17 protein-coding genes are annotated in these 24375 nt (G+C 48.7%); 1 reads left to right on the top strand and 16 read right to left on the bottom strand.

Annotated features, from left to right (window positions below; genetic code table 11):
- Positions 1–46 precede the first annotated feature (46 nt).
- Positions 47–544: a UpxY family transcription antiterminator gene (locus P2H89_RS14450; RefSeq protein ID WP_275827957.1), complete on the bottom strand. Its 498-nt coding sequence runs from the start codon at positions 542–544 to the stop codon at positions 47–49.
- 426 nt (positions 545–970) lie between these two features.
- A complete protein-coding gene (locus tag P2H89_RS14445; protein ID WP_275827955.1) occupies positions 971–2209 on the bottom strand; it encodes a hypothetical protein in 1239 nt (412 codons plus the stop codon).
- A 396-nt stretch (positions 2210–2605) separates the two neighbouring features.
- On the opposite strand from P2H89_RS14445, the gene P2H89_RS14440 reads away from it, so the two are divergent.
- On the top strand, positions 2606–3583 hold the full coding sequence (locus P2H89_RS14440) for a helix-turn-helix domain-containing protein (RefSeq protein ID WP_275827953.1): 978 nt from the start codon (positions 2606–2608) through the stop codon (positions 3581–3583).
- 232 nt (positions 3584–3815) lie between these two features.
- On the opposite strand, the gene P2H89_RS14435 is transcribed toward P2H89_RS14440, so the two are convergent.
- From P2H89_RS14435 to P2H89_RS14370, 14 genes are all read right to left on the bottom strand, one after another.
- Complete coding sequence (locus P2H89_RS14435; RefSeq protein WP_275827951.1) at positions 3816–4745, bottom strand: DUF4434 domain-containing protein; 930 nt, start codon at positions 4743–4745, stop codon at positions 3816–3818.
- 75 nt (positions 4746–4820) lie between these two features.
- Positions 4821–5693 carry an alpha/beta hydrolase gene (locus P2H89_RS14430; protein WP_275827950.1) on the bottom strand — a complete coding sequence of 291 codons (873 nt, stop codon included), beginning with the start codon at positions 5691–5693 and terminating at the stop codon, positions 4821–4823.
- A gap of 17 nt (positions 5694–5710) precedes the next feature.
- On the bottom strand, positions 5711–6439 hold the full coding sequence (locus tag P2H89_RS14425; protein WP_275827948.1) for a GDSL-type esterase/lipase family protein: 729 nt from the start codon (positions 6437–6439) through the stop codon (positions 5711–5713).
- A gap of 48 nt (positions 6440–6487) precedes the next feature.
- Entirely contained in the window at positions 6488–7162 is a 675-nt protein-coding gene (locus tag P2H89_RS14420) for a GDSL-type esterase/lipase family protein (RefSeq protein ID WP_275827946.1), read from the bottom strand.
- Between the two features lie 2 nt (positions 7163–7164).
- Positions 7165–9027 (bottom strand): sodium:solute symporter family protein, encoded by a 1863-nt coding sequence (locus P2H89_RS14415; RefSeq protein WP_275827944.1) that lies wholly within the window; start codon positions 9025–9027, stop codon positions 7165–7167.
- 62 nt (positions 9028–9089) lie between these two features.
- Positions 9090–9791 (bottom strand): GDSL-type esterase/lipase family protein, encoded by a 702-nt coding sequence (locus tag P2H89_RS14410; RefSeq protein ID WP_275827942.1) that lies wholly within the window; start codon positions 9789–9791, stop codon positions 9090–9092.
- A gap of 23 nt (positions 9792–9814) precedes the next feature.
- Complete coding sequence (locus P2H89_RS14405; protein ID WP_275827940.1) at positions 9815–11209, bottom strand: DUF5009 domain-containing protein; 1395 nt, start codon at positions 11207–11209, stop codon at positions 9815–9817.
- Between the two features lie 49 nt (positions 11210–11258).
- Entirely contained in the window at positions 11259–12701 is a 1443-nt protein-coding gene (locus tag P2H89_RS14400; protein ID WP_275827938.1) for a calcineurin-like phosphoesterase family protein, read from the bottom strand.
- Positions 12702–12730: 29 nt separating this feature from the next.
- Positions 12731–14131: an alpha amylase family protein gene (locus tag P2H89_RS14395; RefSeq protein WP_275827936.1), complete on the bottom strand. Its 1401-nt coding sequence runs from the start codon at positions 14129–14131 to the stop codon at positions 12731–12733.
- 108 nt (positions 14132–14239) lie between these two features.
- Positions 14240–15913: a DUF5018 domain-containing protein gene (locus P2H89_RS14390; protein ID WP_275827934.1), complete on the bottom strand. Its 1674-nt coding sequence runs from the start codon at positions 15911–15913 to the stop codon at positions 14240–14242.
- 100 nt (positions 15914–16013) lie between these two features.
- On the bottom strand, positions 16014–17720 hold the full coding sequence (locus P2H89_RS14385) for a RagB/SusD family nutrient uptake outer membrane protein (protein WP_275827932.1): 1707 nt from the start codon (positions 17718–17720) through the stop codon (positions 16014–16016).
- 17 nt (positions 17721–17737) lie between these two features.
- A complete protein-coding gene (locus P2H89_RS14380) occupies positions 17738–20938 on the bottom strand; it encodes a TonB-dependent receptor (RefSeq protein WP_275827931.1) in 3201 nt (1066 codons plus the stop codon).
- Positions 20939–20985: 47 nt separating this feature from the next.
- Positions 20986–22848: an FAD-dependent oxidoreductase gene (locus P2H89_RS14375; protein ID WP_275827928.1), complete on the bottom strand. Its 1863-nt coding sequence runs from the start codon at positions 22846–22848 to the stop codon at positions 20986–20988.
- Positions 22849–22988: 140 nt separating this feature from the next.
- Complete coding sequence (locus tag P2H89_RS14370; RefSeq protein WP_275827926.1) at positions 22989–24227, bottom strand: AGE family epimerase/isomerase; 1239 nt, start codon at positions 24225–24227, stop codon at positions 22989–22991.
- Positions 24228–24375: the final 148 nt, after the last annotated feature.

The following is a 24375-nucleotide window of genomic DNA, read 5'->3' as shown; positions in this document are numbered from 1 at the left end:
GTGGAGGAAATAAATCGGTGCAGGACGCGCACCAACACAGAAGGTGTTACTTTACCAGATTGGATTTTTCGATCTCAGCGGTCATGAGGAAGCCCAGGGAGGGCAATAATACTTTTACTGTTTTATGTTTTACTTCGAGCACGTCGCCTTCCATTTGCATAAATGGACCGCTCACTACGCGAACGTGATCGTTGATGTTAAACTCCATGCGTTCGAGCCGTACATTTCTGTATTCGTTCAGGAATTGCCGAATGATGTCGATCTCTTCGTCTTTGATTACTGCAGGCCTGCCCAGGTATTGTACAAAACTGAGCACTCCACTTACCTGACGCACGGGTATTTGCGCTTTCTCACTGATACGCACAAACACATACGATTTGAACAGCGGCTCCATGATAACCTTCTTGCGATCACTCCAGCGCCTTATTATGCGCTGCAGCGGGCAGTAATGTTCTATTCCATTCATCGCAAGCAATCCGGCTACTTTCTTTTCCCAGCAGGGTTTGGTATATACGGCATACCATTGTATTCCGTTTTTCATCATAGCGTTGGTATTCACGTGGCTGGCAATGGGCACAAAGCTTCGCTTCCCCCTGTCACAACAGGCGTTTTTGACATAAAGCTTCGCTGACCCTTGTCACACCAAGGGGTTTAGAATTCGATAAGAAGATAGAATGAGAGATCAGCGGCTACTGCGGGTAGTGATACCAACAGTGGTCCTGAAAAAACGAGAAAAGGTGATTGCTTACTGCGTCGTACAGTAATCTTAACGTGATTGTGCGGCAAAGAATAGCATTACGCTGAAACAGGGGCTATTCACAAGGAAAAGGAATGTGATCAGTCTGAAGGAACATACAAGAAAAAATGAACGAGGACATTAGAGTGGATAATTGGGATTTTTCAATCGTGTAAGTAAAGATGCAACGTTTTTCTTCCAATTTTTTTTCCATTAATCTCCATTAATTACACCTCACAACGATATTGACTCCGATCTATGTAGTTGCATATCGAACTCCCTGAAATAAACGAACCCTGTCTTCCTGATAAGATAACTCAGCTGTTCATTCACCTCTTTTCTGATGACCGACTTCGGAAATAAACTACGCTTCAGGAACAACAAATAAAACGTCAGGTAATCATGCAGCAGTACTGGCAGCTGCTTTTCGCTTAGCTCCAAATATAGCGACATTGCCCGTTTATTGCTGATATGATTAGAGAAATAACCGCTTGTTAATTTTAGAATACTCAAATGCGTTATGAATTCCTCCTGCAGGCAACCCGACAAACTGGATGGCTTGATCTCATCACTGTTCAAAATCTCCCACGACCGGCCAAACTCGCCTGCCAGCAGCAGCGCCTCGCCCACCAAGTATCCTGCACAATAACAGGATTTAGCATGTGAAGACCAGATATCGAAATCGGCCAACTCGCCTTTTTCGGAGGTTTGTTCGCTTCCTTCCTTCCCACCCATCACCTGGTTGAACACCAGTACGGCATAGTACCGGTCAACGAGCAATGGATGGAAGGTCATGATCTCCGATTGACGGTAAGCATTGAGCAAGCCATAGAACTTCTGGAACAGGCCCGACTGCGCGGTTAGGAAATACCGGTAGCAATACAATATATAAGCAAAGAATTTCTGTTCGCGGTTATGTGCATTCAGCAGGTAGTATTGCAATCCGTTGCCATACACATTATCGAGCGCATCTATATTGACAAACTGTTCGAAGAAGAACTTACGCCCAAATATGCTGGGCGCCATGGCGCAATATACCTCCGCCGCCAGCTGACGGTCGTCGGCCATAAGGGTTGCAATATTCTTTACTACCTGCAGTATACCTGGCTCAATATTTTCTTCCGGATTGATCTGGGCAAATACCGATACAATGAAACGTGAAGTAAAAGTAGAATTGATCTGTTCTGAATTCTTTTCCGCATTCAGCATTTCAAATTCCGCAAACGACTTATATCCCACATACCTTGCCAGCGTATCGAGTGTATGCATCGACGGGTTGAAGCCTGTATGGATGATGCCGAAAAAGCGATTGAGTGTTTGAGAAGAAAGGTATTCGCCGGTGATCTGTTGAATATCGTGTTGCAACTGCTGTATATGCGAAGAGGTGCTGCAGTTCAGGTTTAATTTAACACGTATTAACCGTTTAAGTAACGGCAGAGCATTTTCATTGACAGCAGTTCGTTTCCTGGCCATGTTGTTCCGTTTTAAGTTCGCGCATCGGGCCCAATTCAAAAACAACAATTAAGCAATCGTGTGCTATTGTTCAAATAAGCCTGTCTTATCAATTATTTCCTGTCTGAAAAGGTGGTCCGAGCTATTTGCGTGGTTTATGGCGCAATTGATCTTTGTAGTGTGTCTATCCGGTTAACACATCGTAACGGAGTAAACGGGTGATCCAAAGGAAGGAATTTGCTGTCGCTATTGAAAAATATGAAATATTCTACAATAGATGAAATATAAATATAATCGAAAAAGCATTGATAAATAGAAACCCCTAAAAATCAGGTAGTATTACGGTAGGCGGATGGGGGTGCAAATACGCCATCCAAAGGTGTTGATTGCGACAAGCCGGTTCGGTATTTTTAGGAAATGAAACATTTATCCATCCTTGTGCCGGAAGGCGCTATCCTCGGCGCCATCGAAGGGCCGCTGAAGTTATTTACTGAAGTAAATGACCTGGTGGTCAATATGGGCCGCGATCCGTTGTTCAAAGTACAGCTGGTAGGGCTTTCGCACGAAACCAAGCTCAACAAGGGCCTTTTTACTGTGCACCCGGAACTAACCGTTCACGATCCCATCAAAACCGACCTTCTGATAATACCGGCCGTACACGGCAACCTGGAGGAGGCTATCGAGGTCAACAAGGCCTTTATTCCCTGGATCGTGCAGCAATACAAGGCCGGGGCTGAGATCGCGAGCCTATGTCTGGGAGCTTTCCTGCTGGCATCCACCGGATTACTGCATGGTAAAAAATGCGCCACTCATTGGTTGGGTGCTAATGAGTTCAGGCGGATGTTTCCCGATGTAACCCTCGTGCCGGATAAAATCATTACGGACGAACAGGGTATTTACTCTAGTGGCGGGGCTTATTCTTACCTCAACCTTATACTTTATATCATTGAAAAACAAGCAGGTAGAGATGTAGCCATCCTTTGTTCGAAAGTATTCGAGATCGAGATCGACCGGGGCAGCCAGTCGCCTTTTATCATGTTCAACGGGCAAAAGGAGCACGAAGACGAACCCATCCGGCAAGCCCAGCTCTTTATCGAAAAGAATTTCCAGGATCGCATTACCGTTGACCAACTGGCCACTATGTTTGCCATGGGCCGCCGAAACCTCGAACGCCGGTTCAAAAAAGCCACGTCCAATACCGTTGTCGAATATATTCAACGGGTTAAGATCGAGGCCGCCAAGATGAGCCTGGAGTCTTCGCGGGAAAATGTGAACGAGGTGATGTACAAAGTGGGCTATTCCGATACCAAGGCCTTCCGCACTACCTTTAAAAAGCTAACCGGCCTCTCGCCCATTCAGTACCGGAACAAATACAACCGGCCGGCTCTGGCGTAATTCATTGATGACTGCAGATATGCTATTGCTTTCTTCGCTCCTTGTTAGGGTTTTGTTCGCTTTTCCCTTAGGAAAACATCGCAAAACAGCGAAGAAAACAATAATGAAACAATAACGAAGCATAGCGTTGGTATGGCTGAGGCAAGAACTAAATAAGAACAAGAACCTAGCGAAAGGGTGCTTTGATACTCCCATTTCACGTGACCTCCATGGCGGCATATTCTGCTCCTATTTACAGTCCAATGTATTCCTTGTACCTGTTGTACAGGTGTCCGGCCTGGAGGTAGGCCGATTGCGGACTCATGAAATGCGAAAACTCGAAGGTGATGGCCTTATCATATCCTGCGCGCTTCGCTGCCTCCAGTTTCAGGCGCAGCTTCTCAAATTTTATGGGAAAGAATTTGATCGGCATATCACGGTCGAAACTTTCGGCATTGGTCCAGCATTGCAGACCAAAGCGGTCGGCCATTTGTTTATTCACGGCAAAGAAATCGTCGAGCTCGTGGTAGTCGATATGGCCGTCCTGGAATGCCACCGCATCGACGGTTCCCTGTACGCCGGCAAATATTTCGCTCCACTCCTGTTCATGCGCTTTGAGCGATACGGCATCTTCCTTGCTAAGGGTAGCGGTAGCAGCCATGACTGCCTTCTTACCATCGATCCAGGGTGAGATGAGCGTTGGCAGGTTATGGCTCACCCCCTTGCACTGGTGGCCCAGGGTTCTGAAGGCTTCAGTAGCACCTTTCGTTTTGCGACTGATCTCCATACTGAGGTACCAGCCTTTGAAACTCTTGTGATGACCGTATTGTTTCCACACTTCATCTATTACGAAGCGGTTACTGTCGATCTCGTGCTGCATGTTGCCGGTATCCCAATATTTGCCACTATCGTACAGACCAAAATAAAATTGCATATCCAGCTCGTCGGCGAGTTGCAGGAAGAGCTCTACCAGGTCGACGGGCGGACGATAACATCCGTGTTCCGTTATCAAGTATTCCGAGGGATAGGTGATGAACTTCCTGTAACCACTGCGGATCAGGATCACAGTATCGATGCCGATCGCCTTCATGTGCTCAAAGTCCTTTCGCCATTCTTTTGCACCCCAGTTCTGGTGCGGAATATCATGACTGATCTCATCGAGAAAGGTTCCCGTAATTTTCATTGTACCAGTTTTTTCACTTATTTAATTCTTTGCTGCATTGCCGGCAAGCGGCTCAAACGGCATCTGCGCACTGTATTATTCTTCTTTCTTAACAATGATATGCGCCATCGGCAGGCTGTGGCCCAGCACGGCGGCTTTCATGAACTCGTCCATCTCTTTAAACTTCCTGAACATATAGTTACTTACTTCATGCCCCTTGCCTTCGTAACTGTACAATACTACCGGCCAGTTCCTTTTTGCCATTTCGGTATATAGGGTTTGGGCGCCAAACATAATCATCCAACCGGCGTCAACTGCCTTACAGAAGCGATGAGCCGATGTACCATAAGGCACCAGCTGATCGTTGGTGCCGTGCATCATCAGCAACGGCAGGGGCGGTCTTGCATCGATGTTATTGATATCGAGAATAGCACCCGCGAAGGACATCGCGCCGGCATAACGGAAGGGTTTGTAATTCTTATCGCCCTTACGAACAAAGGGATTGTATACCAGGTTAAGGATAGCTTCGGCGCCGGCGCTGCTGCCCGCGATGAAGATCTTGCTCGTATCTACGCGCAGTACTGCCGCGTTGGTTACGAGGTATTTGGTAGCATCGTCGGCATCCTCCACCGCCTGGTGTATAGCTTTTAGTTTTTCGGGCAGGGCTGTTTCACACCCAAAGCTTTTACCCTTCAGGTATAGCCGGTATTTAATGACGAATACCTGGTAGCCGAGTTTGGAGAGGCCATCGGCCATGGGCTGCTGGTTTACAGGGTCGCCGCCGGTAAACGCTCCGCCATGCACAAACAGCACGGAAATTCCGTTGGGGGTTGTGGTTGGTTTATACTGATCCATCCACAGGGTATCCTGCGCTTTGAGTGCATAGGTGTGGCGTGCAGGTTTTTGTGCCTGTGCTGCCAGCCCAATGGCGCATACGAACAAAGGCACTATTAACAGAGATCGCTTCATGTACTTGTCTTTATGGATCAGAGATACTTCTTTTTCCGGAGAAAATCTACCCACAATACATAGGCTGCCGGCCGCAGGTGGATGCCGTCCGCCGTGTATTCTTTTTTCAGGTCGCCATTGCCATCGGCTAATACTTCATGCAGGTTGATGTAGGTCAGCTTGTACTTATCGGCCAGCGCTTTGATGCCTACATTCAATTGCAGGATACTGTCCTTCTTGTTCTTCAGGTAAGCAGCGGTAGTGAGCGGCTCATACAATGGCAATACGCTTTGCACGTACAGGGTCGTTTTGGGAGCGTTGGTTCGAATATAATTAATGATACGCTCGTAGTTGTGCAGGATCACTTCGCGAGGCAGGGCCCGGCTGAGGTCGTTAATTCCAATGAGCAGGAACACTTTCTTCGGGTTCGCCTTCACCACCATATCGAGGCGGGCTAATACACCAAAGGTGTTATCGCCGCCGATGCCGCGGTTCATGATCTTTTGGCCGGGCAGTAGTTCGCTCCAGTTACCACGTTCCGTGATGCTATTGCCCAGGAACACGATGCCTTTTTGCTGCAGGGGCAAGGTGTTGAACAATTCCATACGGCCCTGGTAGTAGGTGTTGTTGTAACTGCTGTCGATCTTCTTTGGCGGCTCCTGTGCCAGTGAGGATGTTGCCGATAATGTCAATATTGAATAGAAGGCAAGGCGCAAAACCTGCCTTGCAATGCCTGCCGATAAAACGGTACGATCTTGTATTTGCATAGTGCTACTTTTTGGGATTAATAGGTCTTCTAGTCTTTCTGGCCTGCCCTACAAATATTTGCCCTGCATCAGGTAGTTGGCCCATAATATATAGGCCGCCGGTTTGAGGTGCAATCCATCGGTGGTGAGTTCCCTTTTCAATTGCCCTTTGCCATCGTCGAATACAGGATGCAGGTCGATAAAAGGGCAATTGTATTTGGCAGCGATCACCTCCATGCGTTCATTCAACGTTTTGATCTTTGCATTGGTGATATTCACATAAATATTGGCCAGTACCGATTCCGTAACCGGCAATACGCTTTGGAAATACAATTTCGTGCGCGGTGAGGCTGCTTTGATCTTTGCAGCGATGCGATCGTAGTTGTTTACGATTGCATCTATACCGGTGCCCCGCTTTATATCATTGACACCAATGAGCAGGAAGATCTTCCGTGGCTGCATAGCAAGTACCTGATCGAGGCGGGCGTATACGCCCCAGGAATTGTCGCCGCTGATGCCGCGGTTTACAACAGGTTTACCGGGCAATACTTCCGACCACTCCCCTACCTCAGTTATGCTGTTGCCGAGAAATACGATCCCTTTTTTTACCGGATGCAGGCTATCGAAATATTTCACCCGCTCTACATAGTATCCATTGGCATAACTACTGTCGGTCGATTCGGTCGATTGAGCGCGGGCGCCGGCACCCATGGCCAGCAACGCGGCTAATAAATAGGTTCTCATTTTTATGCAGCGGTGATTTTAAGGCGATCGTACCAGGTGAATTTCAGGATGATCATACACACGATCCATACGCCCAATGCTGTAAAGCCGTAACTGAAATAACCAAATACAAAGAAGATCGGCATGATCACCATGCTCATCTGCCAGCATATGCCAACCAGCACATTCAGCATATCCCACTTGAACTGGCGGTTAGGTTCGAAGGCAGGATTTTCCTGGCGCACCCATTGCAACACAGGCTCCCAGAATCCCCAGGGCTTTGTATTGGCATAGAACGACTCCAACACATTCCTGGCGGGTGGAGGTGTAAGCAGGCAGCCGATGATACTGGCCGAAATAGATAACACGAGTATGATGAAAAATGAAATGAGTGTTCCGATGCCGCTACCAAACAGTTCCCGGTAGTCGGTAAAGACGTTGTTGCCCAACCAGGCCATCAATTTAGGTACAAAGCTGGCAGAGATCAATCCGGCAAACATACCGGCGAAATAACCATAGCCATTGAAACGCCACCAGATCCATTTCAACACGTTGGCAGCGGCATAACCACCATAAAGTGCCGAAGATATCCACAGGGTAAGAGAACTCAATGAATCGGCAAAGAGTCCGAAAAAGCATCCGATGGCAATGATGGCTATCGAGGTGAGGTAACTGCATTTCACATAATGGCGCGGACTTTCATGGGGCCGGAAGTATTTTTTATAAAAGTCATTAACGAGGTAAGCAGGCGCGGCATTCACAAAAGCAGAGAATGCACTCATGAAGGATGCGAGCAGGCCTGCGAGTACCACGCCCCGGATACCCGCGGGCAGGTAATTGCTGACCACCTGACTCAGGATCACTTCAAAATCGGGCTTCTCCTGCCCCTGCAGGGTGGGCATGAATGAATTGAAGGCGATCAGGGTAAGCGCGCTTACCATCATGAACAATGGTATGTACAATACGAGATTGGTGAATCCGGAGAGCTTGGCTGCTTCCCAGGGTTTCTTGGCACTGAGGATGCGCTGCATGTCGAAACCAGGTACCGGCCCTGCCAGACTGGCGAAGATGCCTTTGCCGATCATCATCAACACCAGGGCGCCAAACCAGATAAATCCATCTTCTTCTATTTTCTGATTAGCCTGGGAAAAGGTATTACCCCAATTCACATTCAATTTCCATTCGGGCCAAAAGGAGGCCCAGCCCTGTGGCAACTTCTGATGGAGTGCGTCGTAATCAACTCCCTTTACGGCAAAGACCACCACGAGTATACAACTCACCACCAGGATTCCGTATTGCAGTACCTCAGTGGCTACCACACTGTACATGCCGCCCTTTACCGTATAGAGTGTCGTCAGCATGACGATAATGAGGGCATATGTTTGCTGATTGGTCAGCACCGCATTGGCGAGATCCCAGGGCAGAATGTTGGCGGCAAACTTACCGATACCAACAAATACGTATCCAATAAATCCGATAACGCTCACGATCGCAAAGATCACTACGATCATATGGGCCATGCGGCCCCCTTTATCATCGCCGAATCGTTTAATGATCCAGTCGGCCCCGGTCATTGCATTACTGCGGCGTATCCAGATGGCCAGAAAGACCATCACGAAGATCTGGTTCCAGATAGGCCAGAGCCAGGGAAGCCAGGCAGCTTTGAATCCATAGATGAACAGAAGCGCTACATAGAATGCAGTTCCGCTTACATCAAACATTCCGCTGCTGTTACTGAAACCGAGCCAATACCATTTGATATTGTTATCGCCGAGGAAGTAGGACTGAATATTCTTAGCCGCTTTTTTGGATATCCAGAATCCAAGGCCAATGATCACGACCAGGTAAAGCAGGATGATAATGATGTCCAGGGTGGATAGATTCATGATAGTGTAAAGTCGAATGTGAAAGTGAATGATTTAATAGTATGCTTATTGATGATTATTGATCAGAGCAGGCGTTCCTTTTTGAGATAGCTGACCCAGGCCTGGTACCCGAGGCCCGACAGGTGCAAACCATCGTAGGTATAACGTGCATCGAGTTGCTGCCGGGCATCAAGCAAGGCGGGATATATATCGACATATGTTACCAACATTTCAGCTGCCAGCCCCTTCAGGGCGTTGTTCAGCTCCATGATCTGCTCATTGGTGCCGCTGTAATACTGCCGGCCAATAAGCTGGTCATTGATCGGGAATACGCTTTGCACATACAAAGTGGTTGCAGGTGATTTGGCTTTTACCTCACCGATGATCTTCCGGTAGTTCTCCACGATACAATGAACAGGTATCTTTTTATTGATGTCGTTGGTACCAATGAGGATAAACAATTTCTTTGGCCGGTGGCGCAGCACTTCGCCGAGGCGGGCCCTTAGGCCGTATGTATTATCGCCGGCAATACCCCGGTTGATGGCTTTCCTGAATTGTAAGAACTCGGCCCAATCGCCCCAATCGGTAATGCTATCACCCCAGAACACAATGGCCTTCTTTACAGGCGAAAGTTGTTTGAAATAAGCGAGTCGACTATCGTACAGGTAATTGTGATAGCTGCTGTCGACTGTCTGCGCATGCCCGGCATGGCCAAGACAGCAAAAGATACCAATGAGGCAGGCAGCCTTCATCAACTTACTATGTGTTTGCCGAAGTATTATCATTTAATGCTATTCCAGGTTAACGATCAGGTTTTCCATAACCAGCCCCGCTTCGTAAACCACACGGTTATGAGCGAAACGATGCCGGTGAATAATATGCCACTCAGGAAGCCGGTTGCCACGGCGTGCTGCATCCCCCCGTAAAGCGATATGGCGCCTGTAAGATGGAGGAGCGGCAGCAGCAACAGGTTGCCGGCTACATAAGCCACCATTGGATTTCGGCCATTGAGACTGAGGTAATTTACTACCCGCTCGCCAACAGCCGAATATTGAAATCCGTAAAATGCGATCAACATAAAGAAAGCCAGTCCGCTTGTTACGAGATAGTAACTGAACGTGGAGGGATCCTTTTTAATGCCGCCTTCATACGCTTCAAGAAATAGCCCCAGCACCAATAAATACACCCCGGCTTTGAAAAAAGCCATGATCAATGGTTGTTGCGCAGCTTGTTTTTTCAGGGATAGATATATCACCAGGCAAAGTATGGCCGTAAGGATAAGGTTGAGCACCGTGTAGCGGCCAAAAAGCAATATAACATTGGTTACTATAACCGCAAAAGATAATAAGGAGGTAAGGCCGGTATTCCATTTGACCGGACTGCCTTTGGAAAAATGATGTTCTGTACCGTACGTCAGCATCCAGTCGCCGGCCAGTGTACCAGGCAGGATGATAAACAGGTATTTCAGGTAATAGAATTTATACATCCAGGGCAGTGGCGACCATTGCAGCACCATTTCGTTCCAGGTGCCCTGTTCTTTACCGCCCACCAGTATTGCCATCAGAAAGGGCAGTATTGCCATCCGTATCCAGGGTTTGTCTTTTGTAAACCACCAAATAAGCGTGCCGAAGAATGCCATATTACCCAATACAATAATGATGATATCGCTTCTATCGAAGGAGAAACCTCTGCCATCCTTAAAGGGCAGCCCGTACAGCATCAGCGCCGCTGCGGCAAAAGCGAGTATTCGAATTACGAGGAATAACTTTTGGTATTGCGGCCCTGCCGGTTTGTAAAACTGGAAGAACAACATTACGAAGGCGACGATAGAAAGCAGGTAGTACACCGGTGCAGGAGTACCGGTCATGATATTGCTGCGTGCATGCAGTGTAAAAAGTGCAAAGAATACGAGCAACAGGTAACGGCGGGCGGCCGTGTAAAGCACCAACAGGAAGCCGGCGCCTGCTTTCACTTTTTTATGCAGGGCCAATGGAATGGCGGCGCCCATGCTAAAAAGAAAGAAGGGGAACACGAGGTCTACCCAGGTTATGCCGGGCAGGGAAGGATTGAATGTGTGACCCGGCGGAGGTGTTTGCGCATGGTACATCCAGGCGGGCAATATACCAAAGGCGATACTGCTCGATAAAACCATGGCCAGTATGGCCAGGCCTCTTAATGCGTCTAAACTATTGTTGCGTTGCATGGATGTATCAACAGGATATGATCGCCAATGCGTCCTATCCCACCTATGTTTATTGTTGCAGGATGATCTTTTCCTGGTGTTTATTGCCAAACCTGTCTGTTACCACGATGGTGGCCGTGTTTGCTATGCCCGATGGGGTTGCAAAAAACAGGTGATCAGTGAGCAGCGGGCGGGCCCAGGGATACTTTGCCGGACGTTGAGGTCCTGTAAGGAAATCAGTTACTGCGGCATCGTATTCCGTTTCGCGGCGCATGCTGCCTTTAAACTGGTCATCTTCGTACCACTCCACTTTCCAGGCTTCATCGTAATTCCAGACATTTACGGCGATATCCAGCGGCCTGTTCTTATAAGCTCCCTTATTGTATACCCGCATCTGGTAGTTTCTATCTTTCCCTACCGTTTTATAATACCATTGTACACTGTCGCCATTGATCTCATAAACGCCATAGCCACGGGGTGTACCGTCGCCGCAGAGCGGGCTGATCCACCAGGTACCACACACTGCAGCATGGATGTGTTCATATATATTGTCGTGGATAATATTTTCGTTGTAATGCGTATGGCCCGTCAGGAAATGCGTTTGAAACGGAGCCAGCAATTTGTAGAGATGCTTGCGGTTCATCGTTACATCGCCAGGTTGATCGGCGCTGGCTTTGGTGCGGGCTTTCTCGTTGGTATAAGCGGAGATGTGCATGGACACAAATACCAGTGAACCTGGCTTTACGGTTTTCAGATCTTGCTCGAGCCAGCGGAACTGCTGCTCGGTTACATACCCCATATAATTGTAACCGTCGGAAAAATAGAATACGTTGTCGAGCACGATATAGTGTGCTTTACCTCTGTTGAAGGAATACCAGGTGGGGCCCATGCTCTTGCGGAAGGTGCTATCGGACTGCTCATCGCTGCGAACATGGATATCCATGTCGTGATTGCCCAATACCTGGAAGAAAGGAATTCCGGTCGATCTGATGGCCTTTTTGTATTCGGGAATGATGGGTGGCGCATCCCAGGAGAGATCGCCGGCGGCGATGCCATGCACGGGCGCCTCCTGCATGAGTTGTGCAGCCAGTTCTTTGGTGTCGGGTACGGCGGTGGCGTGCAATTGATTGGCTTCTTCTTTATTGTTGATCTGCGGGTCGGCCCACACGATGGCAAAATGTCGCTGATCGTTTTGAACGAGTGGCCGCAGCTTGAAATCGGCCCTAAACTTACCTTTTACAGGTTGTATGCGTTGGTAGAATTTCGCCATGTTGTCTTCGGTCGGAATTTCATATCCGGCTGGCAGGGTGATATAGACAAACATGGACTGGCGGGTACTTTCCAGGTGATAAGCCCCTTTTTTATCAGTATAGGTGATGGTAGTGCCATCAGTGACCGCTACATTGGGCAGGGGTTTGCCCTGTGTATCAGAGATCTTACCTTTCACCAATACGTGTACGGAAACAGGAAGCTCCTGCGGGAAAGCGGTAAAACTTCCAGGCAGGAGCAGCATAAGCACTATTATATGTTTAACGACCTTCATTATTGTTTGATACCTTCTTTTACAGCGTCCCAAAGTGGCTGCTTTAATCGATTGTATTGCGGTGCATAAATGTGCACTACGTCGAACAGCATAATACCGCCAGAGGTATTGTTGAGGATATACTTGATGGCGCGGGTAATCTCCCCTTTATTGGGCCAATCCACATTGCCCATATCGATGCTGGCGTAGAGCGGCATCTTGTTTTTGGTGATGTATTTGGTGCCGTTGATCGATCCTTCCACACTCCACCAGTGGTATTTGAGGTTGGCAGTCGCCGCATTTTCCGACAGGAGGATCTGGGTAAAATAGTTACCCGTCATCAACAGGTCGAGCTGCTCAGCATAACCGTTCTCCATATAGCCCGGATAGGCCCAGTCGAAACGGACTTCCTGGTCGTTAAAAGGATCGTATTCATTGCTGGCCCAGTTAACCCCAACCTGGTAGTACGTAGTGTACCAGGCACCTACGTATACACCAAAGCTCACATTGGCTTTTACGCTCTTCACGGCAGCGCGTGCCTTTTTGAAAAAGTCGTTGATAACGCCAGTGCGATAGATCAGCCATTTTTTATAATACTTTCCAGTGGTAGCAGGGAGCGTTTGCCCATTACTCGACCGCCACGTGGTGACGATATCAGTAGGGAACTTCATATTCACTGCATCTGCATCGTTGTATTTGTCCTGCAGGAACTTTATGAATTGTGCCTTGCTGAAATCGGAGAAATCGGCATCGATATCGGTATACCGGGCATAGTCGAGAATGAATCCGTCGATATCGTATTTGCCAACGATCTCTTTAACGATATTGAGTGCCCGCTCCTGCACCGCAGGCTGGGCTGGATTTACAAATGCATTGCGGCCGGTGGTGGTAACGGGTACCCTTTTACCGGTTACATCGCAAACGATACTTTCATATTGCTTAAAATTGGGATCGTCGAATACAGGACCGATCTGACGGTTACCATCCCCTTCCACCATGGTGACGATGGAGGTATAGATCTTAAAGCTGCGTTTGCGAGCTTCTTTGATCATATAACCCACATAGTCCACATTCGCTGGCAGCGATTTGCCATCGAGCGTGGTGAGTTGTTTGGTATAGGCGCTGGGATACATGGTGTAGCCCGAACTTCCTTTTACGTCAATCACCAGGCCGGTTACGCCGGATTGCTGTAACGTATCCAGTACTTTCTTCAGTTCGGTGGTATCGTTCAACCGTCCGTAAGTGCCGAATACGTTGGAGCGGGCATCGACCCAGGCGATCACATTCCGTCCGGGTTTGGTGACTACCGGTGTATCGACGGGATTGACCGTACCGGGTGGGTCGGACTTAGACTTTTTACAAGCTACCGAGGCAACCATGGCGGCCACGACGAGCAGGGAGCCTGTGAGGAGTTGTTTCATGACAGAATATTTGTTGGAGAATAAGGTGGTGTTACAATGATTGTTTCATAACAGCAAGAACAGGTTGCAGGCTGCTGTACCAGTTCCTGCAACCTGTAAGCGATTTTGTTAAGGCGCGTAATTGGTGAACTCATGCGCCATAATCCCTCCATTCGTCAGCAACATATACACCTGCATGCGCTCCTTGTTGTTGGAGTATCCCACGGCGATGTCGGCGGTTCCGTTGCCGTTGGCAGTTCCGGTGAGCGTAGTTGAGTTGAATACGTTCAGCGATGAATAATTGGGATCGGTGGGCGGAAGGCTCATCATCGATGTTCTGGTAACATCGAAGAGCGACATCTGCACCTGGTTGAGATCATAGGTGTTGATATATTTCACAATGGCCAGGTAGTTGGCATTGTTGAATTTGGTATAAGCCGTAGGCATGGTGAACACAACACCTGGCATGGCCGTCAGCGATGCCGACCGTTCATGGGTGGTGCCGTTTACCAGGGCTACCTCAAACTGGTAGTTGATGAAGTAATCGGCATTGGCCCCTGCCCCAATAGGTTGCGCTTCGGCATAGAAACCCATGAAGGAAGCTGCGCCGCCTGCAACGGATTTATAGGTGATCACTTCTGGCGTTTGGCTTACTGCTGTACCGTTTACGATGCGCCATTTATAGATGACGGCCGACTGACCGGCGGGCGCCATGATCACCGCATCTTTGGTGAGGTCGCCATATACGTTCACTCTTCTGCCTACCCCACCGTCACCGGTGATGGCGTTGGGGTTGTTATTGGTCCACTCGACCAGTTTAACCGGTGTGGCATCATCCACATCATTGTACCTGTACAGGATGAACTTGCTGTTTTTGGGCGCCCATGAACAGGCCATCAGATGATCGGCCGAGTCACTGATCACCTGGAAGGATACAGCGGTAAAAGGATTGTACATGTCTTTGATATAGGCTCCCGTGAAACGGTTGAAGACAGCGTATTTGGAAGGCGTTGTTCTCCTGGTAACCACGAGGTTGTCGCCGCTTACCGCGAGGCACACCTCGTTGTTGGCGGTAAAGCCGAGCTCTGCACCAGGCTTGATCCACAACTTGCGGTTGATACCTGCGCCATAAGGCAGTTTAACGGGTTCGAGGGCCCGCAGGGTATAAGTTTTTGGAACGCCGTCTTTACCTGTTATAGTAAATGGAACGGGTTGCGTAAGGTTAATGGATGCACCATACGTAATGCTTCCTTTGGAATGTTTATTGATCTCGTATGCCAGCGTTGCATTCGATACATCGGTGCCGGGCAATACATAAAAAAGGATCTCATTGGCCTGTACTACACCGTCGATCTGTTCGGTAGCGCCATTCACATTGAGCTCAATGCTGGCACTGGTAACAGATACATCTCCTACCTTTTTGGCCATGATCACATATTTGGACTGATTGCCATTACCTGCGGTTACGGTGATCTCCAATGGTTTGGTGAGATCGGTCAATTTACCCAGTGCCGGCGTCATGGTGGCATCTGTTGGGATGGTAGCCCGTACGATCAGCCTGGAAAGATCGACTTCCTTATCATAATCGGGCGGGAAATACCAGGGTACATCGAAGTAGATGGTGTCGTTGTTGGCGCTGTAACGGGGATCGAATAAGCGATCGCTGCCTTTGCCATCGGAGGTAAGGTAGATGTCGCTGAGGGCGCTTTGTTCTTTGCGGGGAACCGATTCTACCTTTTTACAGGCAGTAAACAGGCCGCCTGCGGTGAGTGCTGTTATAAAGAGGAAGAAATAATTTTTCATGTAATTCATTTTTACCGGTTAAGAATGCGGGCTGCGATGGCCGGTTGTACGCAACAGATTATAGGGTTATACGAAAACCGGCCACCTGCAACTCACTTGATTACCAACCCTTGATTTGCGTAAGCGCTTTGTTATTGATCAGTTCCGCTGTCGGGATCGGTATGTAATACAACGCGGGCGTGAACTGCCTGTTGGTATTATCGCAGGGTACGGATTCGTACTTAAACCCTCCGCCGGAGGCGGTTACCCTGTGTCCGGTGAATTTCACATTATTGAGCACGGTATGTGCTTTGCGCCAGCGACGGAGGTCCCAGTAGCGGTGTCCTTCAAATGCCAGCTCTACGATACGCTCATGTTCGATAGCTGTCATTAACTGGGCAGTTGTACTCGCTGCTGTATTGGGCAGTCCACGTTTGTTGCGCAGGGCATTGAGGGCATCCTGTGCACCGCTGATGTCATTTAGTTTTGCCTTAGCTTCTGCCTGTATCAGTAGTACTTCTGCGTAGCGCAGCTCTATCCAGCTTTGTACACTTTTGTTCACCACGAAATCGTTCACGGCAGGATTGAGCGATTTCCTGATATAGTAGCCCGTTACAGTTTTACGGGGTTCGGTAACCGTGCCGTATTCTGCAATACCTTCTGTTGTATTGCTAGGTGTGGTGTTGATCGTACGGTTTTTCCAGCTTGCTCCATTGTAAAGAATGGAAGCATAGAAACGAGGCTCGCGGTTGGTGTAGGGATTGGCCGCCTGGGTAGTGTTGCTCCAGGAAAACTTAGATCCATCGTTCATTTCAAACTCATTGACCAGTTCGGCCGTGGGTACTCCATACACTAAACATTGGCCGGGTGCATCGCCGGGAGGTGCGAAGCCGAGATCGAAGTTGTGGGTGAGCTGCGGCGCCAGGAAGTCGATCTTGAAGATCGCCTCTTTGGTGTTCTTATTGGTAAAGATGCTGGCGAAATCAGATTCGAGTGCATACAACCCTTCATTGGCCAGGTCTACCACTGCCTTGGCAGCGTTAGCAGCATTCTGATAATAGGTTTGCGCATTGGATGCGGCTACGCCGGTGAGTTCATCCTGGTTGAATTGCTTTTTATCATTTTCTGCGATGGATGCAGCATACAGCCAGGTACGGGCGAGCATGGCATAGGCTGCTCCTTTGGTGGCCTTGCCGGTGCGGGCTGCATCCCATTGTTTGGGAAGGTTCTCAGCAGCAAAGGCAAAATCGGCAGCAATGAACTTCCAGCAGTCCTCTTCCGATGAACGCTGGCGATCCTTTTGCGCATACTGGCTGAGATTGTCCAGCAATATTACACTGCCATGCAGTTTTACGAGCCAGAAATAAACGTAGCCCCTGATGAAACGTGCTTCCGCTTCATATTGCTTCTTGGCGGCCTCGTCGATCTTTGCATATTTAGACATGCCATCCATCAGTTCATTGATGCGCTTGATGCGCACATACCCCGACTGCCAGTAGTTCAACTGCGGACCTGCGGCGTTCACCCTGGAGGCATCCGTAGCCAGGATATTGACGGTTCCATTACCGGATACTGAAGAGGTATATTTTTCGATATCGCTCAATGCATCGGTGGCGTTGTCGTAGCCGATGGGAAAAGCACCAAACTGAAAGGTCTTGAACTCGGAATACATTCCATTGATGTAGAGTTCCATATTGGTTGGATTGTTCCACACAGCTTCCTCCGTATAACGGGCCGAAGGCAATATATCTACTTTACAGGCCTGCAGGCTCAACAGCAGACCGGTTGCAAGAGCGCCTTTATATATGATTGAATTAAACTTGCTCATAAAGTCAGAATTGATGATTAGAAAGTAATGTTTACGCCGCCAGAGTACATCTTCTGCTGGGGATAGAATCCATTGTTCACGTTGGGCATTTCAGGATCGAGGTATTTCAGCTTATCCCAGGTAAAGAGATTGAAGCCTGATACATAGAAACGAACCTGCTGTACGCCTACTTTACTCAGCAACTTTTTAGAGATCGTATAACCCAGCTGCACAGATTTGAGACGGAGATAAGATCCATCTCTTATCCAACCGGAATTGGAGTGTGCATTGTGGGCCGACAGGGTAGATTTATAGGCCGTAAGACGTGGATAAGCTGCATTGGGGTTGTCGGGTGTCCAGGAGTTCTCTACGAGGAAATAGGGAGAGTTACCATAACCATAGAATGTTTTGGTAAACGGTGTATTGTCGTCGATACCGCTGGTGCCGCTGGAACCTTCATAGGTACCGGCCAGGTTGACATTTACCAAAGCCGCTCCCTGGAACAGGGCACTGAAATCAAAACCTTCATATTGCAGGTCGAGATTCAAACCGTACATCAATTCGGGGATATTGCTACGGCCTACAAAGGTCATGTCGTCGGTGCGGGTGAGACGGCCATCGCCATTGAGGTCGCGGTATTTGAAGAACCCGGGTGCAATGGTGCCGCCACTGGGTGAGGCGCCATTGGCAGCTTCTTCCCAGTTCTGGTACATACCATCAACGATAAAGCCCATCTTTTCACCTACACTTCTGCCTACTGTGCGCTGCCAGTCGGGCAATCCGGCACTTTCATTCCTGCGCAGGATCTTATTCTTAGCCCAGTTCAGGTTGGCCGTTACACCATACTGGATCTTATTGATCCTGTTGCGGTGCCTGATCTGCAAATCGAACCCTTTATTGGCAACGATACCATTATTGATAAGGGAGGGATAATATCCGCCCAGGGAAGGAGGATAAAGACCACCGGGACTGTCCAGGATATCATTGGTGAGTTTGTAGAACCACTCGAAGTCAAAACCCAGTAATCCGTTCAGGAATACCGACTCGAAACCGACGTTGGTGAATGAAGCAGTTTCCCATTTAAGGTCTACGTTGGGAGGGGCGCCGGTATAAAGCGCTGCTACCGGCTGGCCACCGATCACCATGGAAGGAGCGGTAGTGAGCAGGTAGGTTTGGAGGTAAGGGAAGGAGCCAATAGACGATCCGTTGCCCAGCTTACCATAAGAGGCTTTCAGCTTCAGGTGGCTCACTACACTGGTGAGGTCGTCGAAGAAGTCTTCCTTGCTGATCACCCAACCGAGGCCAACACCGGGAAACGGATGCCAACGGTTGTTCTTGATGAAATTTACGTTGGCATCGAAACGGGTTGCCACTTCGAGCAGGTACTTGTCTTTATAGCCATAGTTCAAACGAACTACATAACCGGCTCTCGAATCATCGATATCGCTGGATCCTGTGGGAGCGATCAGGTATTCGGTAGCCTTGCTGCCGTAATCGATCTCATGCAGATCGGTGAGGGCGAAATTGCTGGCACCGGTAGAGAATACGTTTGATTTCTGTTGAGACCATTCGTATAGGGCCAATGCATTGATCGTATGATCGCCGAATGATTTTGTATAGGTGATGCTTGGCTGGAATGTTTTGCGGTTGTACTGACTGAAGGATTGGCGCAGCGTGGTACGGGTGATACCGGGCAGGGTATTGATAGTCACAAAGTCGCCGGAAACCTGGTCGCGCGCGCGGCCCATGACCGTATACGGCGTCAACCAGCTTTTATTCTCGGTGCTGCTTTTGTCGTAAGCCGTCAGCAACTTCATTTCCAAACCTTTTACCCAGGGCACTTTAATTTTGAATGATATATTACCCTGAAACACGTTGGTTTGAGCTCTTTGATAACCCGACTGTTCAACGGATGCGATGGGATTTACCCAGCCTGCGTTACTATTATAGGCAACTGGTAATCCATTGGGCGCATACATAGGCAGGTTGGGCAGCATACGCACACCCTGATAGAACGGGTTGAGGTAGGCTGTGTTGTCGGGAGAAATACCGGGCGTATTGGTCAGTTGTTGACGAAGGCCCAGATCGAGCGCTACGGAAAATACCTCGTTCAATTCCGCATCGATATTGGAACGAACGTTGTAGCGTTTGAAACCGGTATTCCTTACTACTCCATCCTGATCGAGCATACCAACCGACGTAAAGTATTTTACCTTATCGGTTCCACCGCGAACGGTGATGGCATGTTGCTGGCTGATGCTTTCTCTGCCCACCAGCATATCGAGCCAATCGGTATTACCCAGTAACGGATTGGTGTTGGTTCCACTCCTTACTTCATCGATCTGCTTTTGTGAATAAACATAAGGCACGATGCTGGCGCCGGTATGTTCATTGTATTCATTGTCCATTTCGGTTCCTTTATTGTACCACTGCATGTAATCGGGTCCATCGAGGAACTTGGGGAAACGGGTATTCTGGTTTACGGTTACGGCACCATCATAACTTACCACCGGTTTGCCGGTTTTACCACGCTTGGTGGTGATAAGGATAATTCCGTTTGCTGCCTGTAAGCCATATACAGCAGTAGAAACGGCATCTTTCAGAATGGTGATGCTTTCGATCTCACTGGGATCGAGGTGACTAAAAGAGGGTCTTTGCACGTTATCGATCATGATGAGGGGCGCCGAGCTGCTGGCATAGGAACCCACACCACGGATGCGGAGCGAGGCATCATCGGCTCCGGGGCGGCCCGACTGTTGTACGGTAGTAAGACCTGGCAAACGACCGGCCAGCATATTGGTTACGTTCATAGCGGGCGCCTGCTTCAATTGTTCGCCACTGATCTGCGCTACGGAACCAACCACGTTGCCTCTCTTTTGACGGCCATACCCTACCACTACTACTTCATCGAGGTCTTTGAGTTTCTTTTCAAGGTTCAAGGTCAATGATGCGCCTGCATTGGCAGTCAGCGTAAGCGATGTATACCCCGTCATGGAGATTACCAAAATAGCTTTTTCGGTACTGATGGGTAAGTTAAAGTAGCCGGCAGCATCGGTAGAAGTGCCCTGTGTAGTGCCTTTGATCACTACTGTTACGCCGGCCAACGGAACGCCATCGGAGGAAGTGATGGTTCCTGTTACCGGTTTGGTTTGGCCAAATGTCAATAGGTGGTAGGCCAGTAAGAATGCGAGCAGCCAGATCCTGCGCCCTGCAAACATTAGATGCCGGAATTGTCTCATATACAACTGCATTGGTTAAAAAGGAGGTTTAGAATGTTTAAGACCGGTTATTCCAGGCTACCTGAAATAGTGATTGACTTCTCAAAAGGATGAAGGTGTTTGTCGAGCAGTACCGCTACAGCACGCCTGTTGAGCGATTGAGCGAGTTTATCACGGGGTAGGTTTATGCTGGCATCGGTGAGCTCCTTGATCAGTTGCTGTTCATCGGTCACCACGCTGATGGCTTTGAGGATCTTTACCAGTTCGGCAATTGTGAGCATTTCACCCGATGCCGCCAAGTATGTTTTTAAGGCAGGATAATAAAGACGGAGCCCCTGCACCAGTTCGTATCCACTAATGGGCTGTTCGGGATAAAACCAGGTCTGGTTGGCCCACATATAGGGTACGCCTGTTCCTTTGAGAATTCCAGTAGCACCAATCTTTTGTATGGTGCTGAATTGAGGATCGGTGGTTGGCACATCGATAAAAGGCATGATATAACCATTCGCCCTGAGTAATTGCTGTTGTACATCGCGCACTTTCAGCTGGGCGGGTTGCTTTTGCTGCTGTATGCAAAGTGCAGCCATTGCACCCGCTGCCTGTCCGATCTGCAGTACCACCGGTTGCAGGCGTGTTGCGCCATTGACAATATTGGTTACGCTGATACTTTTTTCTGCAACGATCAGCCCCTCCACCCCTTGTGGTATCAGGCTACCCATGGGCACATTGTAGGAGGGCACTTTGATCTTGACAAAGTCGATGGCCGGTGCGGAAGGATTCTTCAGGTGATGGTGATCGATGGTGTAGTCTCCCACGGCGATCCCGGTACGGTACAGCGCATCGGCTGTTTCATATGGACGGGCTACGTGATTTACGGTAAAACTAACCAATCCTTTCAGGCGCCTTGATTCGCGGTGGTAAGCAATCATGGGCAGCTTGTCCTTTGTGGGAAATTCATCCTCCGCCAGGCCGAGGTGTTTGTAACCCAGTTCCGTTTGTAGGTAGTAAAGGAAACGGAGCGTGTGCAATTTCGCCTGCTTCAGCAATTGTTCTCTTTCTGCAGGTGTTTTTTCTATGAGATTGAGATAAATATCATTGCCGCATTTGGGCCAGTTGATCATGTACTTGTTACCGGGCAGCCGGCCATATTGCATCATGCGGTAACAATTATTCTGCGGACTATCGAAGGAAGCAGGATCACTGACATCGCAACTACAATCAAATTCAGCTTTGTTGTAGCCCTCGGGTTTAGCGATGGTCTTGTTTGCCCCTTTGCCATAATCTTTGAGTACGGCCACATAGGTGAGGTCCTGTATGATGTCGTTGGCCTTTTCAGGAGCCAGTTCTTCTCCGGTGTCGTACCGGCTGTCCATACCGATGGCGTATTTAGCGCCGGCCGCTGCCATTACATCCCCCAACTCGGTGGCATCGATAAGAATGGTGGCCTGAATGGTTTGCTGTTGTTTGCCTTGCGCAATCGTTACTGTCCATTTATTGTGTTCGCGCTTTACGCTTGTCCAACGGGTATTGAATAATATCTGCAGGTTCTTTTCGGCTGAAGTAAGTTGTTGCAGGAATTTATTGCCGATATGTGGTTCAAACAGTGTGTTGCTTACCCAACCTGTGGCTACGGAATCGGGGCCGCCATAATGCCTGTACAGCATTTGCCTGAACTCTCCCCAGAGGCCACCCGGCATGCGGTGGTTGCCATCGATGGCCGATACGCCGGCAGCGGTGAGCATTCCGCCCAGCCAGTTGGTTTCTTCCACGATGAGTGTCTTTACCCCCATCCTGGCTGCCTGTATACCGGCAGTGGTACCACTGGCCCCGCCCCCGATGATCAACACCTCCGTGTTTAAGGTCTGTTGCGCCTGCATTGTTATGCTGCCGGCCAGTAAGACATACAATAAGTAATGGACCTTACCTTTCATTTTTCGTATGTTTTATCATTGTTGTCACGCAGCAATCATCAGCGTGGCAATTGAGAATGAGCAATCGTTAATTGAGTACGTCCCTACCTTTTATTACACGGTTCTTTTACTGCACCGGCCGCCTGGTTAGCCCAACAGGCTTATTTAGCTGTATTTGCTTCGAGCGCTTCCCAGGTTTTCCATACCTGGTAGAGTGATCGGGGTATATGGAAACATCCTTTCCATTTGCCTCCTTTGAGGTCGAGCAATACCTCTCCCCTGCGGTTGAGATAGCCAAACCACTCTCCAAATTGTTCATCCCTGAAATGTTTCCAGGTATATTGGTGTACTTTTTTGAACCAACGCAGGCAGTGTTCATCACCTGTAAGCGCATACCCTTTTGCCAACGCAACAAGGGCTTCCACATGCACCCACCAAAGCTTTTGATCCCACTCCAGTTGTTGTGGTGGATTGCCCAGCACATCCATAAAGTAGAAGATGCCGCCAAACTCTTTATCCCATCCATACTCCAGCGTATGCAGCATGATATCGCAGGCCTTGCGGATCAGCGCCTGGTCGTTCATACGTTTACCGAGGTCCATAATGAACCACATGGCTTCGATGGTATGGCCGGGATTGATGAGCCGGCCTTCAAAGCTGTTGGAAAAGGCGCCATTGGGTTGTACGCTTTCGAGTATCAATCCATGTTCGGGCTGATAAAACACCTCCATCACTTCGTGTATGACCTGGGGAATGAATTCATCTACACGACTGGCTCCCAGCAGGTGTTCCAGTTCGATCGAAAGATTGCAGAGGATCATTGGCAGGCTGAACCCTTTGAGGGGTCTGGTGCCCGGGTAGGCTTTATTATAAATGCCCTTCCAGTTATCCTTGCGGCGAATAATATTTTCGAAGGTATCGATAGCGATCTGCTTATAGCGATCGTTGGGGCTGGCCTTGTCGAGAGCGGCAAAACCCATTGCTGCAAAGCAGTCGCTGAATATGTTGTATGGCTGGGTTAGTGGTTTACCTTCAGCTGTAAGCGAGAAATACCAGTTGCCCGCTGTATGATCGCGGCCATACTTCTCCATGAACCCGGCGCCATGAATGGCCAGATCGAGCCACTCCTGTTTAGGAGCTACATTATTATACATGTAGCTGAAGCACCATACCTGGCGTCCCTGGAGCCACATAAATTTATCGGTATCGTATACACTGCCATCGCGACGCAAACAGGTAAAATAACCACCGTTCTTTTCGTCCCGGCTATGCCTTAACCAAAAAGGCAATACGTTTTCAATGAGTTCATCCCGGTACAGGGCCGAATAAGGCTTACCGGAGGGTTCATTTTCAGGGGATACTGCTACTATCAGGCTTGCATTACTAAGATCTGACGCCATATAACCTTGATATTATTAATTTGTTTTACTTTCGCTAGTAAATTTAATAATTAATTTATTAAAAGAACACAATTAGTAAATATTTTTATTAGGATACTTCAATTAGCCTATAGTTATTATTTAAACCCTATTCTCTTATCTTAGTTAA

This window comes from Paraflavitalea sp. CAU 1676, from assembly GCF_029223285.1.
Classification (GTDB): Bacteria; Bacteroidota; Bacteroidia; order Chitinophagales; family Chitinophagaceae; genus Paraflavitalea.
The sequence above is the reverse complement of the archived record's forward strand: the minus strand, read 5'-3'. Positions and strand labels throughout refer to the sequence as shown.

Excerpts from the sequence above, each read along its gene's own strand:
- P2H89_RS14450 (WP_275827957.1), bottom strand. The coding sequence starts at position 544 with ATGATGAAAAACGGAATACAATGGTATGCCGTATATACCAAACCCTGC.
- P2H89_RS14445 (WP_275827955.1), bottom strand. The coding sequence starts at position 2,209 with ATGGCCAGGAAACGAACTGCTGTCAATGAAAATGCTCTGCCGTTACTT.
- P2H89_RS14440 (WP_275827953.1), top strand. The coding sequence starts at position 2,606 with ATGAAACATTTATCCATCCTTGTGCCGGAAGGCGCTATCCTCGGCGCC.
- P2H89_RS14435 (WP_275827951.1), bottom strand. The coding sequence starts at position 4,745 with ATGAAAATTACGGGAACCTTTCTCGATGAGATCAGTCATGATATTCCG.
- P2H89_RS14430 (WP_275827950.1), bottom strand. The coding sequence starts at position 5,693 with ATGAAGCGATCTCTGTTAATAGTGCCTTTGTTCGTATGCGCCATTGGG.
- P2H89_RS14425 (WP_275827948.1), bottom strand. The coding sequence starts at position 6,439 with ATGCAAATACAAGATCGTACCGTTTTATCGGCAGGCATTGCAAGGCAG.
- P2H89_RS14420 (WP_275827946.1), bottom strand. The coding sequence starts at position 7,162 with ATGAGAACCTATTTATTAGCCGCGTTGCTGGCCATGGGTGCCGGCGCC.
- P2H89_RS14415 (WP_275827944.1), bottom strand. The coding sequence starts at position 9,027 with ATGAATCTATCCACCCTGGACATCATTATCATCCTGCTTTACCTGGTC.
- P2H89_RS14410 (WP_275827942.1), bottom strand. The coding sequence starts at position 9,791 with ATGATAATACTTCGGCAAACACATAGTAAGTTGATGAAGGCTGCCTGC.
- P2H89_RS14405 (WP_275827940.1), bottom strand. The coding sequence starts at position 11,209 with ATGCAACGCAACAATAGTTTAGACGCATTAAGAGGCCTGGCCATACTG.
- P2H89_RS14400 (WP_275827938.1), bottom strand. The coding sequence starts at position 12,701 with ATGCTGCTCCTGCCTGGAAGTTTTACCGCTTTCCCGCAGGAGCTTCCT.
- P2H89_RS14395 (WP_275827936.1), bottom strand. The coding sequence starts at position 14,131 with ATGAAACAACTCCTCACAGGCTCCCTGCTCGTCGTGGCCGCCATGGTT.
- P2H89_RS14390 (WP_275827934.1), bottom strand. The coding sequence starts at position 15,913 with ATGAAAAATTATTTCTTCCTCTTTATAACAGCACTCACCGCAGGCGGC.
- P2H89_RS14385 (WP_275827932.1), bottom strand. The coding sequence starts at position 17,720 with ATGAGCAAGTTTAATTCAATCATATATAAAGGCGCTCTTGCAACCGGT.
- P2H89_RS14380 (WP_275827931.1), bottom strand. The coding sequence starts at position 20,938 with ATGAGACAATTCCGGCATCTAATGTTTGCAGGGCGCAGGATCTGGCTG.
- P2H89_RS14375 (WP_275827928.1), bottom strand. The coding sequence starts at position 22,848 with ATGAAAGGTAAGGTCCATTACTTATTGTATGTCTTACTGGCCGGCAGC.
- P2H89_RS14370 (WP_275827926.1), bottom strand. The coding sequence starts at position 24,227 with ATGGCGTCAGATCTTAGTAATGCAAGCCTGATAGTAGCAGTATCCCCT.